This is a genomic window from Pseudomonas guariconensis (assembly GCF_040822035.1).
GTDB classification, from domain to species: domain Bacteria; phylum Pseudomonadota; class Gammaproteobacteria; order Pseudomonadales; family Pseudomonadaceae; genus Aquipseudomonas; species Aquipseudomonas guariconensis.
Genome location: NZ_CP162012.1, coordinates 857214 through 874926 on the forward strand (window position 1 = coordinate 857214; position 17713 = coordinate 874926).

Below are 17713 nucleotides of genomic sequence, written 5' to 3' on the forward strand. Positions count from 1 at the left end.
TTTACAGGGTCTCTGATCCGGTCAGGCGCAGGAGAGTCTTGCGCAGGATTTGGCTGTCGGGTTGGCCCTCGAAGGCCTTGGCCCAGACCTGGCGGGCTTCGCGGCGTTTGCCGTTGGCCCAGAGCACTTCACCCAGGTGGGCTGCTACTTCGTGGTCGGGGAAGCGCGCCAGGGCCTGGCGCAGCAGGCGTTCAGCTTCGTCGAGGTTGCCCATGCGGTAGTTGACCCAGCCCAGGCTGTCGAGCACAGCGGGGTCGTCCGGGGTGAGCTGGTGGGCTTTTTCGATCAGCGCCTTGGCTTCGGCGTAGCGCGTGGTGCGGTCGGCAAGGGTGTAGCCGAGCGCGTTCAGGGCCATGGCGTTTTCCGGTTCGCGCTGGATGATGGCGCGCAGGTCTTTTTCCATTTGCCCCAGGTCATCGCGCTTCTCCGCCAGCATGGCGCGGGTATAAAGCAGGTTGAGGTCATCCGGGTAGCGCTTGATCGCCTGGGCCAGGACTTGTTCAGCCTGGGCTTCCTTGGCGTTGTTGCCGTAGCTTTCCGCCTCGATCAGGTACAGCTGGATGGCGTAGTCCGGCTGGGCCTCTCGGGCTTCGCCGAGCAGGCGCGACGCCTCGCTAGAGCGGCCGTTAGCGATGAGGATGTCGGCCTGGCGCAATTGCGCCGGCAGGTAATCGGGGCCAGGGCCTACCAGGGCGTATTCACGCAGGGCGGCCTCGGGATCGCCGCGCTCTTCGTGCAGGCGGCCCAGGTTCAGGTGTGCGGCGTCGACATTGCTGTCGCGCTCCACCAGCTCCTGCAGATACCCCTCGGCCTCGTCCCAGTTCTTGGTTTCCAGGCAGACCAGAGCGAGCGAATAGCGCAGCTCGTCATCTTCGGGGTACTGCTGGAGCAGGCTCTCGAATTCGGCCTTGGCATCTGCCATGCGGTCCTGCTCGACCAGAGTGCGGGCGTAGGTCAGGCGCAGGCGCTTGTCGTCGGGATTGTCGCGAATAGCCCCGCGCAGCAGTGGCAAAGCCTCCGAACCACGGTCCAGGGTCTGCAGCAGACGGGCGCGCAGCAACACCGGGGCGACTTCGCCGTTTTGCGGCGGGTGCGATTCGAGTAGTTCGAGGGCTTGCTCGGTCTTGCCATCCTGGTTCAGCAACAGTGCTTTGCCAAACACCAACTGGCCGTTGTCCGGATACTTGACCAACAGGCGGTCGAAGCTTTGCAACAAGCCGTCGCGGGTGTTCTGGTCGGTTTCGGCTGCGGACAGCGCGAGGAAGTCGAAGTGGGTGTCGCCCTGGCCCTGGAGGACCTTTTCCATGTAGGCCATGGATTCGTCGTAGCGTCCGGCGCGGGCCAGTTGAATGGCCGCGGCCCGTTGAGCGTCGAGGTTCTGCGCATCGTTGCGTGCCCAGATCATCGCGGTGTCCAGCGCGGGCTCGTCGGCACCGAGGTATTCGGCGATGCGGTAGGCGCGTTCGGAGACGGCTGGGTCCTGGGTCTTCTCAGCCTGGTCGACATAGTTGGCCAGGGCAATGTCAAAGCGGTTACGTTGCCCGGCCAGTTCCGCCACCAGCAGGCTGTAGAGCGTTTCCTCTTTGAACGAGCCGTACACCACAGGCTTTTCCGGTGCGCTTTTGCCTGCCGCGGCAACGGGCGACGCGGCCTCGTTCTTCTGCGGGGCCAGGCTTTGGCAGCCCTGGAGCAGGGCGAGAGCAAGCAACAATGCGTAGGACTTGTTCATAAAGAAGGCTTTGGATACCGGCGGTCGGAGCATGATGACACAAGCGCGATGGCAAACCCACCTGCGAAGGTCGAGGTTGCGAGGTTTCGGATTGTTCGGACCATTCTATTAGCGGGTTGTTCTGGACTTTCGAAATCACCGGACCAAAATCCCAATCCCAATCCCAATCCCAATCCCAATCCCAATCCCAATCCCAATCCCAATCCCAATCCCAATCCCAATCCCGCTTTTGCTTTTAATTGCACAAATTAGTTCAGGCGCCGCCAATCGCGACTTCAGGAGGCCGAGTGCAGGTGCCTGTAGGGGCAGGCGCGCAGCGCCCTTCGGCGTCAGCCGAAGTTGCGAGATGGAGACTTGCGAAGCAAGTCGGAGGCCGCGAAGCCCCGGAAGGCGCCGGAGCGGAGGGGACCCCGGAGCGCAGCGTAGGGGCCGGATGCAGGAGCAAGCGGTTTTTTCCTCCTTTTTGCCAAGACAAAAAGGAGGTCGCCGTAAGGGCGAAAGGTGAGTCTGCGCCGGCGCAGGGAACGGATATTCCCACGCTGAAAATGCCCACCGGCGGTGTTTGGGCCATCGTGCACCAAAAAGCCAAAGCCAAAGCCAAAGCCAAAGCCAAAGCCAAAGCCAAAGCCAAAGCCAAAGCCAAAGCCAAAGCCAAAGCCAAAGCCGATAGGGTGAGAGCGAGGGCTGTCAGTCACTGTATGTGCTCGCAGCGTCTGGCCGGCGCAACGGCCCGCCACCGTCGATAGCCCTCGGGTATCGCGACAATAGCGAACGGTGGTTGTTCTGAAACCTGCGAAGTAGGACAATTATCGGCTTCTCGTCACAACCAGCGACCTTGCATGGCCTTTCTTGCACTTGGTATCAACCATAAGACTGCCTCGGTAGACGTACGCGAGCGCGTGGCGTTTACGCCAGAGCAGCTGGTCGATGCCCTGCAGCAGCTTTGCCGACTGACCGCCAGCCGTGAGGCGGCGATCCTGTCGACTTGCAACCGCAGTGAACTCTATATCGAACAGGACCACCTGGCCGCCGACGCCGTGCTGCAGTGGCTGGCCGAGTATCATCAGCTCAACCTCGAAGAGCTGCGTGCCAGCGCCTATATCCACGAAGAGCATGATGCGGTCAGGCACATGATGCGTGTGGCCTCGGGCCTGGATTCGCTGGTGCTGGGCGAGCCACAGATTCTCGGCCAGATGAAGTCGGCCTACGCCGTGGCCCGCGAGGCCGGGACCATCGGCCCGCTGCTCGGGCGCCTGTTCCAGGCCACGTTCAGTGCTGCCAAGCAGGTGCGCACCGACACCGCCATCGGCGAGAACCCGGTTTCCGTAGCCTTCGCCGCCGTCAGCCTGGCCAAGCAGATCTTCAGCGACCTGGGTCGCAGCCAGGCGCTGCTGATCGGCGCTGGCGAGACCATCACCCTGGTCGCCCGCCACCTCCATGAGCAGGGTGTACGGCGTATCGTCGTGGCCAACCGTACCCTGGAGCGCGCCAGCATCCTGGCCGAACAGTTCGGTGCCCATGCGGTGCTGCTTTCGGACATCCCTCAGGAGCTGGCCAACAGCGACATCGTCATCAGTTCCACCGCCAGCCAGTTGCCGATCCTCGGCAAGGGCGCGGTGGAAAGCGCCTTGAAGCAGCGTCGGCACAAGCCCATCTTCATGGTCGATATCGCCGTGCCAAGGGACATCGAACCGCAGGTTGGCGAGCTCGATGACGTCTACCTATATACGGTCGATGACCTGCATGACGTCGTCGCGGAAAACCTCAAGAGCCGCCAAGGCGCGGCCCAGGCTGCCGAGGAGCTGGTATCGGTCGGTGCCGAGGATTTCATGGCGCGCCTGCGCGAGCTGGCCGCGGTGGATGTGCTCAAGGCCTATCGCCAGCAAAGCGAGCGCCTGCGCGACGAAGAACTGCAAAAGGCCCAGCGCCTGCTGGCCAATGGCGGCAATCCCGAAGAGGTACTGGCCCAGCTGGCCCGGGGGCTGACCAACAAATTGCTGCATGCGCCCAGCGTGCAATTGAAAAAGCTCTCCGCCGAAGGCCGCCTCGATGCGCTGGCCATGGCCCAGGAACTCTTTGCCCTCAACGAGGGCTCGACGGACAAAACCCCGCAATGAAAGCGTCGCTGCTCAATAAACTGGACACGCTCCAGGACCGCTTCGAAGAACTCACCGCTCTGTTGGGCGATGCCGAGGTCATTTCCGACCAGACCCGTTTCCGCGCTTATTCGCGTGAATACGCCGAAGTCGAGCCGGTCATCGACGCCTATAAAGAGTGGCGAAAGGTCCAGGACGATCTGGCCGGCGCTCAGGCGCTGCTCAAGGACAGCGACCCGGACTTGCGCGAAATGGCTGTCGAGGAAGTGCGTGAGGCCAAGGAGCAACTGGTCGGCCTGGAGGCCCGGTTGCAGCGCATGTTGCTGCCCAAGGACCCCAACGACGGGCGCAACGTGTTCCTCGAGATCCGCGCCGGTACTGGTGGCGACGAGGCCGCGATCTTCTCGGGCGACTTGTTCCGCATGTATTCGCGTTACGCCGAAAAGCGTGGCTGGCGTCTGGAGATTCTCTCCGAGAACGAAGGCGAGCACGGCGGCTACAAGGAGATCATCGCCCGGGTCGAAGGCGACAGTGTCTACGGCAAGCTCAAATTCGAATCTGGCGCACATCGCGTGCAACGAGTGCCGGAGACCGAATCGCAAGGGCGTATCCACACCTCCGCCTGCACCGTGGCGGTCTTGCCGGAGCCGGATGAACAGGTCGCCATCGAGATCAACCCGGCCGACCTTCGTATCGATACCTACCGCGCCTCGGGCGCCGGTGGTCAGCACGTCAACAAGACCGACTCGGCGATTCGCATCACCCACCTGCCTACCGGCATCGTGGTCGAATGCCAGGAGGAGCGGTCGCAGCACAAGAACCGTGCCCGGGCCATGTCCTGGCTGTCGGCCAAGCTCAATGACATGCAGACCAGCGCCGCGCAAAACGCCATTGCCACCGAGCGCAAGCTGCTGGTGGGCTCGGGCGATCGCTCCGAGCGTATCCGCACCTACAATTATCCACAGGGCCGGGTGACCGATCATCGCATCAACCTGACCCTGTACTCCCTGGATGACATTCTGGCCGGGGGCGTCGATGCGGTCATCGAACCCTTGCTCGCTGAATACCAGGCCGATCAGTTGGCCGCCCTGGGGGATTGAATGACCATCATCGCCAGCCTGCTGCGCGACGCGCAGTTGCCGGATTCCCCGACCGAGCGCCTGGACGTCGAGCTATTGCTCGCCGCAGCCCTGGGTAAGTCGCGCAGTTATCTGCACACCTGGCCAGAGCGAATCGTCAGCAGCGAGGCCGCCGAGACGTTCGCCGGCTACCTGGCGCGTCGCCGAGCCGGTGAGCCGGTGGCCTACATCCTGGGCCAGCAGGGTTTTTGGAAGCTCGATCTTGAAGTCGCGCCGCACACCCTGATCCCACGTCCGGAAACCGAGCTGCTGGTAGAAGCGGCGTTGGAGCTGCTGCCCGTGCGACCTGCGCGGGTGCTTGACCTGGGCACTGGCACCGGCGCCATTGCCCTGGCCCTGGCCAGCGAGTGCCCGGCCTGGCAGGTAACGGCACTGGACCGCGTGCCCGAAGCCGTGGCCCTGGCCGAGCGCAACCGCGATCGCCTTGGCCTGGCCAATGCCCAGGTACGCCTGAGCCACTGGTATGACGCCGTGGCTGGCGAGCGCTTCGACCTGATCCTGAGCAACCCTCCCTATATCGCTGCCGACGACCCGCATCTGGTCGCAGGCGATGTGCGCTTCGAGCCCAGCAGTGCCCTGGTGGCGGGGCAGGATGGCCTGGATGACCTGCGAGTGATCATCGCCCAGGCGCCGGATCACCTATCGGCCGGTGGCTGGCTGCTGCTCGAACACGGTTACGACCAGGCCTCGGCCGTGCGTGAGCTGCTCACCCGCCACGGCTTTATCGACGTGGCCAGCCGCCTGGACCTGGCCGGTCACGAACGCATTTCCATGGGACGACTGCCATGCTGAGTGATCAGGAACTGTTGCGCTACAGCCGGCAGATCCTGCTGGCCCAGGTGGATATCGACGGTCAGTTGCGGCTCAAGCGCAGCAAGGCGTTGGTCGTCGGGCTTGGGGGGCTAGGGTCGCCGGTTGCTCTGTACCTGGCCGCGGCCGGTGTCGGCGAGCTGCACTTGGCCGACTTCGACACCGTCGACCTGACCAACCTGCAACGCCAGGTCATCCATGACAGCGACAGCGTGGGCATGAGCAAGGTCGACTCGGCGTGCAAGCGTCTTGAGGCGATCAACCCCGAGGTCAAGCTGGTTGCGCACCGCGAGGCGCTGGACGAAGACTCCCTTGCCGCGGCCGTCGGCGCGGTCGACGTGGTGCTGGACTGCTCGGACAACTTCTCCACCCGCGAAGCGGTCAACGCCGCCTGTGTCGCAGCAGGCAAGCCGCTGGTCAGTGGTGCGGCGATCCGCCTGGAAGGGCAGCTGTCGGTGTTCGACCCCCGTCGTGACTACAGCCCCTGCTACCACTGCCTTTATGGCCATGGCAGCGAGGCTGAGCTGACGTGCAGCGAGGCGGGTGTGCTCGGTCCGTTGGTGGGCTTGGTGGGCAGCCTGCAAGCACTCGAGGCGATGAAACTGCTGGCCGGCTTCGGCGATCCTCTGGTGGGGCGCTTGCTGTTGATCGATGCGTTGGGCACACGCATGCGCGAGCTGCGGGTCAAGCGCGATCCGGCGTGTGCTGTCTGTGGCAGCCGGCATGGCTGAGCGTGCGGCGCCGGTCGGCGTGATGGATTCTGGGGTCGGCGGTCTGTCGGTGCTCGCCGAGATCCAGCGCCTGTTGCCCAACGAATCGCTCCTGTATGTCGCCGACAGCGGCCATGTGCCGTACGGCGAAAAGTCGCCGGACTATATCCGCCAGCGCTTGCGCCACATTGCCGGGTTCTTCCACGCGCAAGGTGCCAAGGCGATGGTCCTGGCCTGCAACACTGCGACCGTGGCGGCAGTGGCCGACCTGCGCGAGCTGTACCCGAATTGGCCTCTGGTGGGCATGGAGCCTGCGGTCAAGCCGGCCGCTGCAGCGACGCGCTCTGGCGTGGTCGGGGTGCTGGCCACCACCGGCACTTTGCAGAGCGCCAAGTTCGCTGCCTTGCTCGATCGTTTCGCCAACGATGTCCAGGTCATCACCCAGCCGTGTCCTGGCCTGGTGGAGCGCATCGAGGCGGGGGATCTCGACAGTCCACAGCTGCGCCAGTTGTTGCACGGCTATGTGCGGCCTTTGCTGGACGCAGGTTGCGACACGCTCATCCTTGGCTGCACCCACTACCCCTTCCTGCGTCCGCTGTTGGCCAGCATGGTGCCGGCGGATGTGGCCATCATCGATACCGGTGCCGCTGTGGCGCGGCAACTGCAGCGCTTGCTGGCGGCGCGGGACCTGCTGGCCGAGGGGCCAGCGCGTGACACCGCGTTCTGGACCAGCGCCGAACCACAGTCGCTGAACGACGTGCTGCCGCTGCTCTGGGGGCGTGCCGATCGGGTTCTGCCTTTTCCGCTGTAACCGAAGTGTGCTGCCCAAGGGGGCGCCTGCAGACGCTGGCTTAGCCTGCGATGGGGCGCCCCGCGCGCCACAGGCTCAATCCTTAAGACCTTGAAACGCCGCCAAGACCCGCTCACGACTGCTGCCCAGGTCCACGATCGGCTGCACGTATGACGCAGAAAATAAATCCCCGCCGGCACCCGGTTCATGGATGGTTTTGTCATCGAGCCCCTGCAATTCCGGCAGCCAATGACGGATGAACTGCCCTTGCGGGTCGAAGCGGCGTGACTGGCTGACCGGGTTGAACAGACGGAAATAGGGCACTGCATCGGTCCCGGTGGAGGCACTCCATTGCCATCCACCATTGTTGGCGGCCAGATCGCCGTCGATCAGGTGTCGCATGAAATGCCGTTCGCCCAGGCGCCAGTCGATCAGCAGGTTTTTGCTCAGGAACATCGCCACGACCATGCGCAGACGATTGTGCATCCAGCCGGTGTGCAGCAATTGGCGCATGGCGGCATCGACGATCGGAAAACCGGTACGACCGGTTTTCCAGGCTTCCAAGTCTTCGGGGGCATCCCGCCAGGGCAGCGCTTCGGTGGGGGCGCGGAAGGCCCGGTGTCGAGAGACCTGTGGATAACCCACCAGGATGTGTTTGTAAAACTCCCGCCACAGCAGCTCGTTGATCCAGGTTTGTACACCTACGCTGCCGCTGTCCAACTCGCCCTGGTTCCCGCTCAAGGCAGCGTGCAGGCACTGGCGCGGCGAAATCACGCCGGCAGCCAAGTATGGCGAGAGTTGGCTGGTGCCGGTCCGGGCGGGTAGGTCCCGTAGTTGAAGATAGTCCTCGACCGTCTCGTCGATGAAGCGGGTCAGGCGCCGATGGGCTTCGTTTTCTCCGGCTGGCCAGTGCTCGCGCACACTTCGCGGTGGGGACGGAAAACCGGTGAAGCCCTGGGGGAGGGGATCGCTGGCAATGCGCAGCGGTGCCTGACGTTTCACGGGAGGCGCCAGGCTTGGCAGGCTCAGATGCAGATGCTCAAGGCATGCCCGACGGAACTGGCCGAACACCTGGAAGTAGTGCCCGCTTCGGGTCAGCACCGAGCCTGGGCGAAGCAGCAGCTGATCCAGGTGGCCATGGGTGAGGATGCCCGCCTGCTCGAGCAGATCCTGGGTAGCGGCGTCACGCTGCTGCTCGTTCACGCCGTACTCTTCATTCCAATGCACCGCCTCGATCCGATGTTCTCGGCAGACCTCCAGCACCGCCTGGGGCGCCTGTCGCCAGGTGTCGACGTGGCGGATCAGCAAGGGGATATTCAGGCGCTCCAAGGACTGGCGCAGGGTCTGCAGGTTGCGCAGCCAGAAATCGACCTTGCAGGGAGCATCGTCATGGGCGAGCCACTGGCCGGGGCTGGCCAGCCACAGGGCGAGGGTCGGCCCAAGGGCACAGGCCGCGCTCAGGGCGGTGTTGTCTTCGACGCGCAGGTCGCTGCGCAGCCAGATCAGTTGCAAAAGCGTTTCCTCAAAGTGATTGCAGCAGGCGCAGGGCTGCCAGGGGCGTGTCGAACAACTGCAAGCCCTCGACGTCGGATTCGACCAGGCGCGGGCCGTGCGCGAAGACAGTGCCACCACCGGCCAGCAGTGGGATGTCGATGCCGGTCAACGCTGCCTTGAACGAGCGGATGTCGACACGGGTGCCGAGGTAGAAGATCACCGCCCGTGGCCGCAGGGCTTGCACCGCGCGGTGCAGGCAGGGGCCGGTGAGCGGTTGTTCGAGCACCTCCACGGCGATCGCACTGTTGCCGAGCAACCAGGCGCACAGCCAAAGGTGCGGATCGAACGCGCCATCGCCGCAGGTTGTGATGAGCACGGCGGGGCCTGGCAGCGACAGGCTGTCGTGCTGAACGCGCGCGCCCAGCTTGCTACGCAGCCAGGTGTAGAAGAATGCTTGCTCGAGCCGGGCGTTGAAGTAGCTGCGCCAGCGTTGTTCCAGGCTGTCCAGCAGGGGCAGCAGCAATTGCTCGCACAAAGTGAAGGCCGGATACAGTGCCATCGCCTGATTGAATTGCTGGTCGAGAGCATGATGTGAAAGCGAGGCGATGGCCTCGATCATCGCCTGTTCGCGTAATTGCCAGTCGCCCACCGGGGCAACGCTCGGCGGGCGTTCGAGCAGCTCGCGCACCTGGCCCACCGACGCGCCGCGTTCCAGCCAGCTCAGGATGGCGTGCACCCGCTCGACCTGTTCTGGCGGATAAAGGCGATGGCCTTTGGCGGTGCGCTGGGGTTTGAGCAAGCCATAACGCCGCTCCCAGGCCCGCAGCGTGATCGGGTTGACGCCTGTGCGCCGGGCCAGTTCGCCTATCGGCAGCAGGATTTCAGAGAGCATTGCGCAGGCCCAGGGGCGCGGGGTGTGGTTGCAGGTAAGCCTGTTGCAGCAGATAAGGGTCGGGGTGGTTGCGCAGGTGATGCTTGAGCAAGGTCAGGGGCACCACCAACGGCACGATGCCTTGCTGGTACTGGCCGATGAGCTGCTGCAGTTCGTTGCGGTCGCCTTGTCCCAGAACATCTCTCAAGTAACCACTCAGGTGCTGCAAGACGTTGCCATGGGTGCCACGGCTGGCGCGACGGCGTAGCGCCTGCATCAGCGCGCTGAAATAACGGGGGCCGATGTCGAGCGGGTCGTCGTCACGGCGCATGCTGCCGAGCATTCGGCCCAGTTCGCGATAGGCCTGAGGATTGTTGGCCATGAGCAGGTATTTGTAGCGCGAGTGAAAGCGCACCAGGGCTCCGCGGTTCAGGCCCTGCGTCAGCAGATGCTGCCAGTCGGCATAGGCATAGACGCGGCTGATGAAGTTTTCCCGTAGTACCGGGTCGTGCAGGCGGCCTTCTTCTTCCACCGGAAGATCCGGGCGGCGCGCGCAAAATGCACTGGCGTATGCACCTTGCCCCGGCAGGCGAGAGAGCTGACCGTCGTGCTGATAGACCTTCACCCGCTCCAGGCCACAGGACGGCGACTTCTGCATGAAGATGTAACCGCACAGGTCATCGAGCGACTCGGCCATCTGCTCGCCATAGGCGCGCAGCGGGCCCGACAGGTCAGTGCCAGGGCTTTGGGGGGCTATCACTTCAGGGCGTTCAGGATCGCCGACCAGGCGGATAGCGGCGCGGGGAACGCCTAGACCAATGGCCACCTCAGGGCATACCGGAGCCCATTCGAAGTGATCTGCGAGCAACTCAAGGCACAGGGGAGAGGCCTTGTGACCGGCGTTGAAGCGCACGGATTGGCCGAGCAGACAGGCACTGATACCAATCCGCGGCTTGTCGGTGGGCGAAGCGATGTCCATGGCGGGTCTCCGGAAAACCTGTACGTTGATGTGCGTCTTGTACAGGTTCATTCCAGCACACCGAAAAACTTATGCAAGAGAAATTTTTTGTACAGCTCTGCGGATCGCGTTAATCGAGGTGCTCCAGCAGCCGCCGGGCAGCCTCCTGACCGCTGAGCCAGGCGCCTTCCACGCGGCCGGACAGGCACCAGTCCCCGCAGGCATACAACCCAAGGTCGGCATCGGCCAGGGCCCCCCACTCATGGTTGCCGGCCGGACGGGCATACAACCAGCGGTGCGCCAGGGCGAAGGTCGGTGGCGGCACGATGCAGCCAATCAACTCAGCGAATTCGCCCCACAGCTGCTCGATCACGTCCTCTTTGGGCAGGTCGATATGCTGCTTGCTCCAGTTCGAAGTGGCGTGCAGTACCCAGGTGTCGAGTTGTTCGTCGCGCCCAGGCTTGCTGCGGTTGCGGGCCAGCCAGTCGAGCGGGTTGTCCTGTACGAAGCAGCCCTGCATGGGCGTATCGAGGGCGGTCTGGAAAGCCAGGGCGACGGCCCAGGTAGGCTCCATCTGCACGCCAGCGGCCACGGCGGCGAGCTTGGGCGTCGCGGCCAGCAGCGGTGTCGCCTGGGGCGCGGGCACCGCGATCACCACACGGCTGAAGGGGCCGTGGCTGCACCCTTCGGTGTCCTGCAGGTGCCAGTATTGTTTGCCACGGAAGACTTCGGCGATGCGGCAGCCGAAGTTCACCGTCACGTCCTTGAGCAGGCCGCGGGTGATGGCGCTCATGCGCGGCACACCGACCCAGCGCGTCTGTTCGTCGGGTGAGGGGGTCAGTTCGCCGTCTCGGTAGTTGTACAGCTGAGGCTTCCACTGCTGCACCCAGCCGGCCTCGACCCATTGATGGACCTGCTCGACGAAACGCCGGTCACGGGCGGTGAAGTACTGCGCACCCAAGTCCAGTGCGCCCGCTTCGCTGCGTTTGCTGGCCATGCGGCCGCCGCTGCCGTGGCCCTTGTCGAACAAGTGGACCGTCTGCCCGGCTTTCTGCAGAGCCTGGGCGGCGGAAAGGCCGGCGATACCGGCACCGATGATGGCAATAGGTACTGTCATGATGGCCTCTTCGAACCTTGCTGTAAGCAGACTACGCTGTTAGGCAAACCTGTACAATGCACAAAATTTGTATAAGGTTATACCGCTCGATAGGGCAGGTTGGCCTATGTTTAATCCGAGAGCATCCGGTCTAAAAAGTGCCTTGTTCTTAAAAATAGACCACGGCCGCAACTTGCGAGGACACAGCCATGCATATATTGCTGACCGGCGGTACTGGCTTGATCGGCCGGCACCTGTGCCAGTACTGGCTCGGCCAGGGCCATCGCCTGACCGTATGGAGCCGTCGCCCCGAGCAGGTCGCTAAAATCTGCGGCACCGGCGTGCGCGGCATCGCCCGACTGGAAGACCTGGCAGCGGATGAAGAGGTCGACGCGGTGATCAACCTGGCCGGCGCACCGATCGCCGACCGTCCTTGGACTGCCTCGCGACGGACCCTGCTGTGGGCCAGCCGCATCACCCTCACCGAGCAGCTGCTGGCGTGGCTGGAGAGCCGTGAGCAGCGCCCCGAGGTGCTGATATCGGGGTCCGCGGTGGGCTGGTACGGCGACGGTGGCGAGCGGGAACTGACCGAGGCCTCGCCTCCGGTGAAGGAAGATTTCGCCAGCCAGCTGTGCATCGCCTGGGAGGAAACCGCCCAGCGTGCGCAACGGCTGGGCATTCGCGTGGTGCTGGTGCGAACCGGGCTGGTGCTGGCCAGCGACGGCGGCTTTTTGTCGCGCCTGCGCCTGCCGTTCAAGCTGGGGCTGGGCGGGCGTTTGGGAGATGGTCGGCAATGGATGCCCTGGGTCCATATAGAAGACCAGGTCGGCTTGATTGATTTTCTCTTGCAGCACAAGGACACCACCGGTCCCTATAATGCCTGCGCGCCAGAGCCGGTGCGCAACCGCGAATTCGCCAAGCGTCTGGGGCGTGCCCTGCATCGGCCTGCCTTCATGCCGACACCGGCGCTACTGCTCAGGGCGGGCCTGGGCGAGCTTTCGACGCTGCTGCTTGGCGGACAACGGGCGCGCCCGGTCCGCTTGCTGGCGGCAGGATTCACATTCCGTTTCAACGATCTGCAATCGGCCCTGGACGACCTGTCCAGCCGCCTCTGACATAGGATGCTGCATGACCGATCACGCCTTGCTACTGGTCAACCTGGGTTCGCCGGCCTCCACCTCGGTTGCCGACGTGCGCCGTTACCTCAACCAGTTCCTCATGGACCCCTACGTGATCGACCTGCCGTGGCCTGTGCGTCGTCTGCTGGTGTCGCTGATCCTGATCAAGCGACCGGAGCAGTCGGCCCACGCCTACGCCTCGATCTGGTGGGACGAGGGCTCGCCCCTCGTGGTCCTGACCCGGCGCCTGCAAGCGGCCATGGTCGAGCAATGGCCCCATGGCCCGGTGGAGATTGCCATGCGCTATGGCCAGCCGGCCTTGCCCGAGGTGCTGGAGCGTCTGGCAGCCCAGGGTGTGCGCAAGGTTACCCTGGCGCCGCTTTATCCACAGTTCGCCGACAGTACCGTGACCACGGTGGTGGAGCTGGCCAAGCAGACCATCGCAAATCGTCAGCTGCCATTGCAGATGCGCGTGCTGCAGCCGTTCTATGATCACCCCGACTACATCGATGCCTTGGTGGCCAGCGCCAAGCCGTATCTTGAGCAGGGCTACGATCACCTGCTGCTGAGCTTCCACGGCTTGCCCGAGCGACATCTGAAGAAGCTCGACCCGACCGGCAAGCATGACTTCCAGGCCGCCGATTGCTGCAAGGATGCCGATGCCCAGACCCGTGCGATCTGCTACCGCGGTCAATGCCTGGCCACGGCCAAGGCGTTCGCGCAAAAGATGGGGATCGCCGATGGCAAGTGGTCAGTGTCGTTCCAGTCACGCCTGGGGCGTGCCAAGTGGATCGAGCCCTATACCGAGACGCGTCTGGATGAGCTGGGCAAGGCTGGGGTGAAGAAGCTGCTGGTGATGTGCCCGGCGTTCGTCGCCGATTGCATCGAGACGCTGGAGGAGATTGGTCAGCGCGGCAGTGAGCAATTCATCGAGGCGGGAGGTCAAGAGTTGGTGCTGGTGCCATGTCTGAACGACCACCCGCAGTGGGTGAAGGTGCTGGCAGGGATGTGCGAAAAGGCCTGACTTTCTGACCACCTGTTCGGCCTCTTCACGAGTAAACCCGCGAAGAGGCCTGGTCAGGCTGAAGTCGGGTGTCAGGGCAACTGATCGTCCAGTTTCTTGTGCTTCCAGCTGTCGTTACCCGGCAGGATCAGGTTCAGGGCGATGGCCACGATGGCGCACAGGGCGATGCCCTTCAGACCCCAGTCATCGGGGCCGTCGCCGCTGCCGATCAATACGCCGCCGATGCCGAACACCAGGGTCACCGAGACGATCACCAGGTTGCGGGCTTCGGCCAGGTCGATCTTGTGACGGATCATGGTGTTCATGCCCACTGCGGCGATCGAACCGAACAGCAGGCACAGAATCCCGCCCATCACCGGTACCGGAATGCTTTGCAACAGCGCGCCGAACTTGCCGATGAACGCCAAGGTGATGGCGAAAATCGCCGCCCAGGTCATGATCTTCGGGTTGTAGTTCTTGGTCAGCATCACTGCGCCGGTCACTTCGGCATAGGTGGTGTTGGGCGGGCCGCCGAACAGGCCGGCTGCGGTGGTGGCCAGGCCATCGCCGAGCAGGGTACGGTGCAGGCCCGGCTTTTTCAGGTAATCGCGCCCGGTCACGCTGCCCACGGCAATGACGCCGCCGATGTGCTCGATCGCCGGAGCCAGAGCCACCGGAACGATGAACAGGATCGCCTGCCAGTTGAATGCCGGCGCGGTGAATTTCGGCAGCTCCAGCCAGGGCGCCGAGGCGATCTTGGCGGTATCGACCACCCCAAAGGCGAACGACAGGCCAAAGCCCACCAGCACGCCGGCGATGATCGGTACCAGACGGAAGATCCCCTTGCCGAACACGGCCACGATCAGCGTGGTCAGCAATGCCGGCATGGAGATCAACATGGCGGTCTTGTACGGCATCAGCACACTGCCATCACCGGCCTTGCCCATGGCCATGTTGGCCGCGATCGGCGCCATGGCCAGGCCGATGGAGATGATCACCGGGCCGATCACCACAGGCGGTAGCATACGGTCGATGAAACCGGTGCCCTTGATCTTCACCATCAGGCCCATGAAGGTGTACACGAAGCCCGCTGCCATCACGCCGCCCATGGTCTCGGCCAGGCCGAACTGGCCCTTTGCGAGAATGATGGGGGTGATGAAGGCAAAGCTGGAGGCCAGGAATACTGGGACCTGGCGGCCTGTAACCAGCTGGAACAGCAAGGTGCCGATGCCCGCGGTGAACAGCGCCACGTTGGGGTCGAGGCCGGTGATCAGCGGCATCAGTACCAGCGCGCCGAATGCCACGAAGAGCATCTGCGCGCCCGAGACGACCTGGCGCCAGAGCGGGTCGTTGAAGCCGTCCTGCATGGTCAGGCGTCCTTCTGCTTGGTGCCGAAGATCTTGTCGCCGGCATCACCCAGGCCTGGGACGATGTAGCCGTGTTCGTTCAGGCGCTGGTCGATCGATGCGGTGTAGATCTGCACGTCTGGGTGGGCTTTCTCCACCACGGCGATGCCTTCGGGTGCGGCGACCAGGACCATGGCGCGGATCTCTTTGCAGCCTGCCTTCTTGAGCAGGTCGATGGTGGCGACCATCGAGCCGCCGGTGGCCAGCATCGGGTCGATGATCAGGGCCAGGCGCTGGTTGATGTCCGGCGCGAGCTTTTCCAGGTAGGTATGTGCTTCGAGGGTTTCTTCGTTGCGGGCAACGCCCACGGCGCTCACCTTGGCGCCCGGCACCAGGCTGAGCACACCATCGAGCATGCCGATGCCTGCGCGCAGGATCGGAACCACGGTGATCTTCTTGCCGGCGATTTTCTCGACCTGCACCTTGCCGCACCAGCCGTCGATCTCGTAGGTCTCCAGCGGCAGGTCCTGGGTGGCTTCATAGGTCAGGAGCGCGCCGACTTCCTGGGCGAGTTCGCGAAAATTCTTGGTGCTGATATCGGCGCGGCGCATCAGGCCGAGCTTGTGGCGGATCAGCGGGTGGCGGATCTCACGAGTAGGCATAGGGGAGGGCTCCGGGAGGCGGGCAAAAAAACGGCGGTAGATTAATCTATTCAGTCCGGCATGTCGTCTGCTCATTCTGGACGTTAGTCCATAAATGCTTGATCTGGGGCGGGCGGATGCGTACCTTTGCCCGCTTTTCCAATTCCGAGCCCCCTGGAGAGCGCCATGTCCGCCGATCTCGAGCATATCCGTCAAGTCATGCGCGAGGCTGACTGCCTGTACACCGAAGCCGAGGTCGAAGCGGCCATCGCCAAGGTCGGCAAGCAGATCTGCCAAGACCTGCATGACAAGAACCCGGTGGTCTTCTGTGTCATGAACGGTGGCCTGATCTTCGCCGGCAAGCTGCTGACTCACCTGCAGTTCCCGCTTGAGGCCTCCTACCTGCACGCCACGCGTTACCGCAACCAAACCAGCGGCGGCGAACTGTTCTGGAAGGCCAAGCCTGAGATTTCCTTCATTGACCGCGACGTGCTGATCGTCGACGACATCCTCGATGAGGGTCACACCCTCAGCGCCATCATCGATTTCTGCAAGCATGCCGGTGCCCGCTCCGTGCACACCGCGGTGCTGATCGACAAGGATCACGACCGTAAAGCCAGCCCGGACCTCAAGGCCAACTATGCCGGCTTGCCGTGCGTCGACCGCTACATCTTCGGCTACGGCATGGACTACAAAGGCTATTGGCGCAACGCCAACGGCATCTTCGCAGTCAAGGGCCTGTGACCATGCGCCAACCTGCATTCATCGACCACGCGTTGTTTGCCGAGTTGGCGCAAAAAGCTGCCGACAGCCCCCGTGGGCGGCAACACCATAATTTCCATGAGATGGAAGAACCCTGCCACCGCATGGCCGTCGGCCTGCAGCCCACCACCTACATCCCGCCCCACCGCCACCTGAGCGACGACAAGGCCGAGGCGCTGATCGTGCTCAAGGGGCGCCTGGGCCTGTTGATCTTCGACGAGCAGGGCGTGGTGATCGACAAGCGGGTGATGCAGGCCGGAGGCGATTGCCTGGGTGTCGACCTGGCGCCGGGTATCTACCATGGGCTGGTGGTGCTAGAAGCCGACAGCATGCTGTTCGAATGCAAGGCCGGGCCCTACCGGCCGGTGGGCGAGGGCGAGCATGCTCATTGGGCGCCGCGTGAGGGCGAGCCAGGCGTGGCCGAATACCATGCGTGGATGCGTGCGCAGTTCGAGTAGCGTTCGCGGGTAAGCCTGGTCCGCAGTGCCTTTGGGGGCGAGTGTACCCACTGAGACGACACCGCAGAGCAAGGCAGTTTCACCATGAACCTGAGTGGCAGCGGTTTTCTGCGAAGGGACGCAGACGCAATCAAAAAGCGCCACGCCCACTCAGGATCCTGAACCCACCTCCATGCTAGAGTGCTTCTCCCTGCCAAGGAGCCTCACATGCGTGCGATTCTTCCTTTCCTGCTGGCGGTGAGCCTGCCGCTGTCCGCGGCGCCGCTGCATGGCCAGTTCCTGCCCCCCGATGAGCTGTCCCTGCGCCAAGAGGCTCCGACAGCCCAGCAACTGCTGCAGGTGACCGACTATTCGGTGGTGACCGGCATCCAGCGCCAGTCCGACCAGCAACCCATCCCGATCACCTCATCGTTGCTGTTGCGCCTGAAGGGCAAGCCCTTGAGCAAGGGCGCCACCCTCAGCCAGGTCTTGATCAATTTCGATGGCGAAGGCGGCAAGAGCCTGAAGAAGCCGGTCTACGACGAAAAGACCCGAACCCTCACCTTGAGCTATCCGCTGGCCAACTATCGAGTGATCATGGACCTGCTGCGCAACGAGACGTTGTACGTGCAGTTCCTCACTTACCCCAACGGTCATCTCTGGGCGGATCTGCACACTGGCACCGTACGTACGCGTTGAGACCCGCGGGCCGT

18 protein-coding genes are annotated in these 17713 nt (G+C 63.6%); 10 read left to right on the forward strand and 8 right to left on the reverse strand.

Features of this window, described 5'->3' with window-relative positions:
- Position 1: 1 nt before the first annotated feature.
- Positions 2–1729, reverse strand: a complete 1728-nt coding sequence (locus AB1N67_RS03855; protein WP_090345209.1) for a tetratricopeptide repeat protein — start codon at positions 1727–1729, stop codon at positions 2–4.
- Positions 1730–2058: 329 nt separating this feature from the next.
- A complete protein-coding gene (locus tag AB1N67_RS03860) occupies positions 2059–2424 on the reverse strand; it encodes a hypothetical protein (protein ID WP_367863544.1) in 366 nt (121 codons plus the stop codon).
- 144 nt (positions 2425–2568) lie between these two features.
- On the opposite strand from AB1N67_RS03860, the gene hemA reads away from it, so the two are divergent.
- The 5 genes from hemA to murI are packed head-to-tail and all read left to right on the forward strand — an operon-like array spanning position 2569 to position 7295.
- The gene (hemA, locus tag AB1N67_RS03865; protein ID WP_043215333.1) at positions 2569–3846 is read left to right on the forward strand and encodes a glutamyl-tRNA reductase; all 1278 of its coding nucleotides are present in this window, start codon (positions 2569–2571) and stop codon (positions 3844–3846) included.
- On the forward strand, positions 3843–4925 hold the full coding sequence (gene prfA, locus AB1N67_RS03870) for a peptide chain release factor 1 (RefSeq protein WP_043215331.1): 1083 nt from the start codon (positions 3843–3845) through the stop codon (positions 4923–4925). Before hemA ends, prfA begins: the two co-directional genes overlap by 4 nt.
- Positions 4926–5756, forward strand: coding sequence for a peptide chain release factor N(5)-glutamine methyltransferase (gene prmC / locus AB1N67_RS03875; RefSeq protein ID WP_182817185.1), 831 nt, complete (start codon positions 4926–4928; stop codon positions 5754–5756).
- The gene (locus AB1N67_RS03880; RefSeq protein WP_043215329.1) at positions 5750–6505 is read left to right on the forward strand and encodes a molybdopterin-synthase adenylyltransferase MoeB; all 756 of its coding nucleotides are present in this window, start codon (positions 5750–5752) and stop codon (positions 6503–6505) included. Before prmC ends, AB1N67_RS03880 begins: the two co-directional genes overlap by 7 nt.
- Positions 6498–7295 (forward strand): glutamate racemase, encoded by a 798-nt coding sequence (murI, locus tag AB1N67_RS03885; protein ID WP_102081215.1) that lies wholly within the window; start codon positions 6498–6500, stop codon positions 7293–7295. The genes AB1N67_RS03880 and murI overlap by 8 nt, the downstream gene beginning before the upstream one ends.
- Before the next feature lie 75 nt (positions 7296–7370).
- On the opposite strand, the gene phrB is transcribed toward murI, so the two are convergent.
- The 4 genes from phrB to AB1N67_RS03905 all read right to left on the reverse strand — a co-directional run bounded on the left by phrB (position 7371) and on the right by AB1N67_RS03905 (position 11714).
- Positions 7371–8786 carry a deoxyribodipyrimidine photo-lyase gene (phrB, locus tag AB1N67_RS03890; RefSeq protein ID WP_043215324.1) on the reverse strand — a complete coding sequence of 472 codons (1416 nt, stop codon included), beginning with the start codon at positions 8784–8786 and terminating at the stop codon, positions 7371–7373.
- A gap of 10 nt (positions 8787–8796) precedes the next feature.
- Complete coding sequence (locus AB1N67_RS03895; RefSeq protein ID WP_043215322.1) at positions 8797–9660, reverse strand: MerR family transcriptional regulator; 864 nt, start codon at positions 9658–9660, stop codon at positions 8797–8799.
- The gene (locus AB1N67_RS03900) at positions 9650–10618 is read right to left on the reverse strand and encodes a DUF523 and DUF1722 domain-containing protein (protein WP_070576948.1); all 969 of its coding nucleotides are present in this window, start codon (positions 10616–10618) and stop codon (positions 9650–9652) included. Before AB1N67_RS03900 ends, AB1N67_RS03895 begins: the two co-directional genes overlap by 11 nt.
- Before the next feature lie 109 nt (positions 10619–10727).
- The gene (locus AB1N67_RS03905; RefSeq protein ID WP_043215317.1) at positions 10728–11714 is read right to left on the reverse strand and encodes an NAD(P)/FAD-dependent oxidoreductase; all 987 of its coding nucleotides are present in this window, start codon (positions 11712–11714) and stop codon (positions 10728–10730) included.
- Between the two features lie 188 nt (positions 11715–11902).
- Between AB1N67_RS03905 and AB1N67_RS03910 the strand changes: the two genes are divergently transcribed.
- Both AB1N67_RS03910 and hemH read left to right on the forward strand, forming a co-directional pair.
- Complete coding sequence (locus AB1N67_RS03910; protein ID WP_043215315.1) at positions 11903–12808, forward strand: TIGR01777 family oxidoreductase; 906 nt, start codon at positions 11903–11905, stop codon at positions 12806–12808.
- Between the two features lie 13 nt (positions 12809–12821).
- Positions 12822–13835, forward strand: coding sequence for a ferrochelatase (gene hemH / locus AB1N67_RS03915; protein ID WP_182941770.1), 1014 nt, complete (start codon positions 12822–12824; stop codon positions 13833–13835).
- Between the two features lie 71 nt (positions 13836–13906).
- On the opposite strand, the gene AB1N67_RS03920 is transcribed toward hemH, so the two are convergent.
- Positions 13907–15181, reverse strand: coding sequence for a uracil-xanthine permease family protein (locus tag AB1N67_RS03920; RefSeq protein ID WP_043215312.1), 1275 nt, complete (start codon positions 15179–15181; stop codon positions 13907–13909).
- Positions 15182–15183: 2 nt separating this feature from the next.
- The gene (upp, locus tag AB1N67_RS03925) at positions 15184–15822 is read right to left on the reverse strand and encodes a uracil phosphoribosyltransferase (protein ID WP_028691132.1); all 639 of its coding nucleotides are present in this window, start codon (positions 15820–15822) and stop codon (positions 15184–15186) included.
- A 165-nt stretch (positions 15823–15987) separates the two neighbouring features.
- Here upp and AB1N67_RS03930 point away from each other — a divergent pair, with 165 nt between their 5' ends.
- From AB1N67_RS03930 to AB1N67_RS03940, 3 genes are all read left to right on the forward strand, one after another.
- Positions 15988–16545 carry a hypoxanthine-guanine phosphoribosyltransferase gene (locus tag AB1N67_RS03930; RefSeq protein WP_043215311.1) on the forward strand — a complete coding sequence of 186 codons (558 nt, stop codon included), beginning with the start codon at positions 15988–15990 and terminating at the stop codon, positions 16543–16545.
- A gap of 2 nt (positions 16546–16547) precedes the next feature.
- Positions 16548–17021: a WbuC family cupin fold metalloprotein gene (locus tag AB1N67_RS03935; RefSeq protein WP_367863545.1), complete on the forward strand. Its 474-nt coding sequence runs from the start codon at positions 16548–16550 to the stop codon at positions 17019–17021.
- Between the two features lie 207 nt (positions 17022–17228).
- Entirely contained in the window at positions 17229–17699 is a 471-nt protein-coding gene (locus AB1N67_RS03940; protein WP_043215307.1) for a hypothetical protein, read from the forward strand.
- The last annotated feature ends 14 nt before the right edge of the window (positions 17700–17713 follow it).

What these genes read in the sequence shown, in the direction of transcription:
- AB1N67_RS03855 (WP_090345209.1), bottom strand. Translation starts at nt 1,729, where the DNA reads ATGAACAAGTCCTACGCATTGTTGCTTGCTCTCGCCCTGCTCCAGGGC.
- hemA (WP_043215333.1), top strand. Translation starts at nt 2,569, where the DNA reads ATGGCCTTTCTTGCACTTGGTATCAACCATAAGACTGCCTCGGTAGAC.
- prfA (WP_043215331.1), top strand. Translation starts at nt 3,843, where the DNA reads ATGAAAGCGTCGCTGCTCAATAAACTGGACACGCTCCAGGACCGCTTC.
- prmC (WP_182817185.1), top strand. Translation starts at nt 4,926, where the DNA reads ATGACCATCATCGCCAGCCTGCTGCGCGACGCGCAGTTGCCGGATTCC.
- AB1N67_RS03880 (WP_043215329.1), top strand. Translation starts at nt 5,750, where the DNA reads ATGCTGAGTGATCAGGAACTGTTGCGCTACAGCCGGCAGATCCTGCTG.
- murI (WP_102081215.1), top strand. Translation starts at nt 6,498, where the DNA reads ATGGCTGAGCGTGCGGCGCCGGTCGGCGTGATGGATTCTGGGGTCGGC.
- AB1N67_RS03895 (WP_043215322.1), bottom strand. Translation starts at nt 9,660, where the DNA reads ATGCTCTCTGAAATCCTGCTGCCGATAGGCGAACTGGCCCGGCGCACA.
- AB1N67_RS03900 (WP_070576948.1), bottom strand. Translation starts at nt 10,618, where the DNA reads ATGGACATCGCTTCGCCCACCGACAAGCCGCGGATTGGTATCAGTGCC.
- AB1N67_RS03905 (WP_043215317.1), bottom strand. Translation starts at nt 11,714, where the DNA reads ATGACAGTACCTATTGCCATCATCGGTGCCGGTATCGCCGGCCTTTCC.
- AB1N67_RS03910 (WP_043215315.1), top strand. Translation starts at nt 11,903, where the DNA reads ATGCATATATTGCTGACCGGCGGTACTGGCTTGATCGGCCGGCACCTG.
- hemH (WP_182941770.1), top strand. Translation starts at nt 12,822, where the DNA reads ATGACCGATCACGCCTTGCTACTGGTCAACCTGGGTTCGCCGGCCTCC.
- AB1N67_RS03920 (WP_043215312.1), bottom strand. Translation starts at nt 15,181, where the DNA reads ATGCAGGACGGCTTCAACGACCCGCTCTGGCGCCAGGTCGTCTCGGGC.
- upp (WP_028691132.1), bottom strand. Translation starts at nt 15,822, where the DNA reads ATGCCTACTCGTGAGATCCGCCACCCGCTGATCCGCCACAAGCTCGGC.
- AB1N67_RS03930 (WP_043215311.1), top strand. Translation starts at nt 15,988, where the DNA reads ATGTCCGCCGATCTCGAGCATATCCGTCAAGTCATGCGCGAGGCTGAC.
- AB1N67_RS03935 (WP_367863545.1), top strand. Translation starts at nt 16,548, where the DNA reads ATGCGCCAACCTGCATTCATCGACCACGCGTTGTTTGCCGAGTTGGCG.
- AB1N67_RS03940 (WP_043215307.1), top strand. Translation starts at nt 17,229, where the DNA reads ATGCGTGCGATTCTTCCTTTCCTGCTGGCGGTGAGCCTGCCGCTGTCC.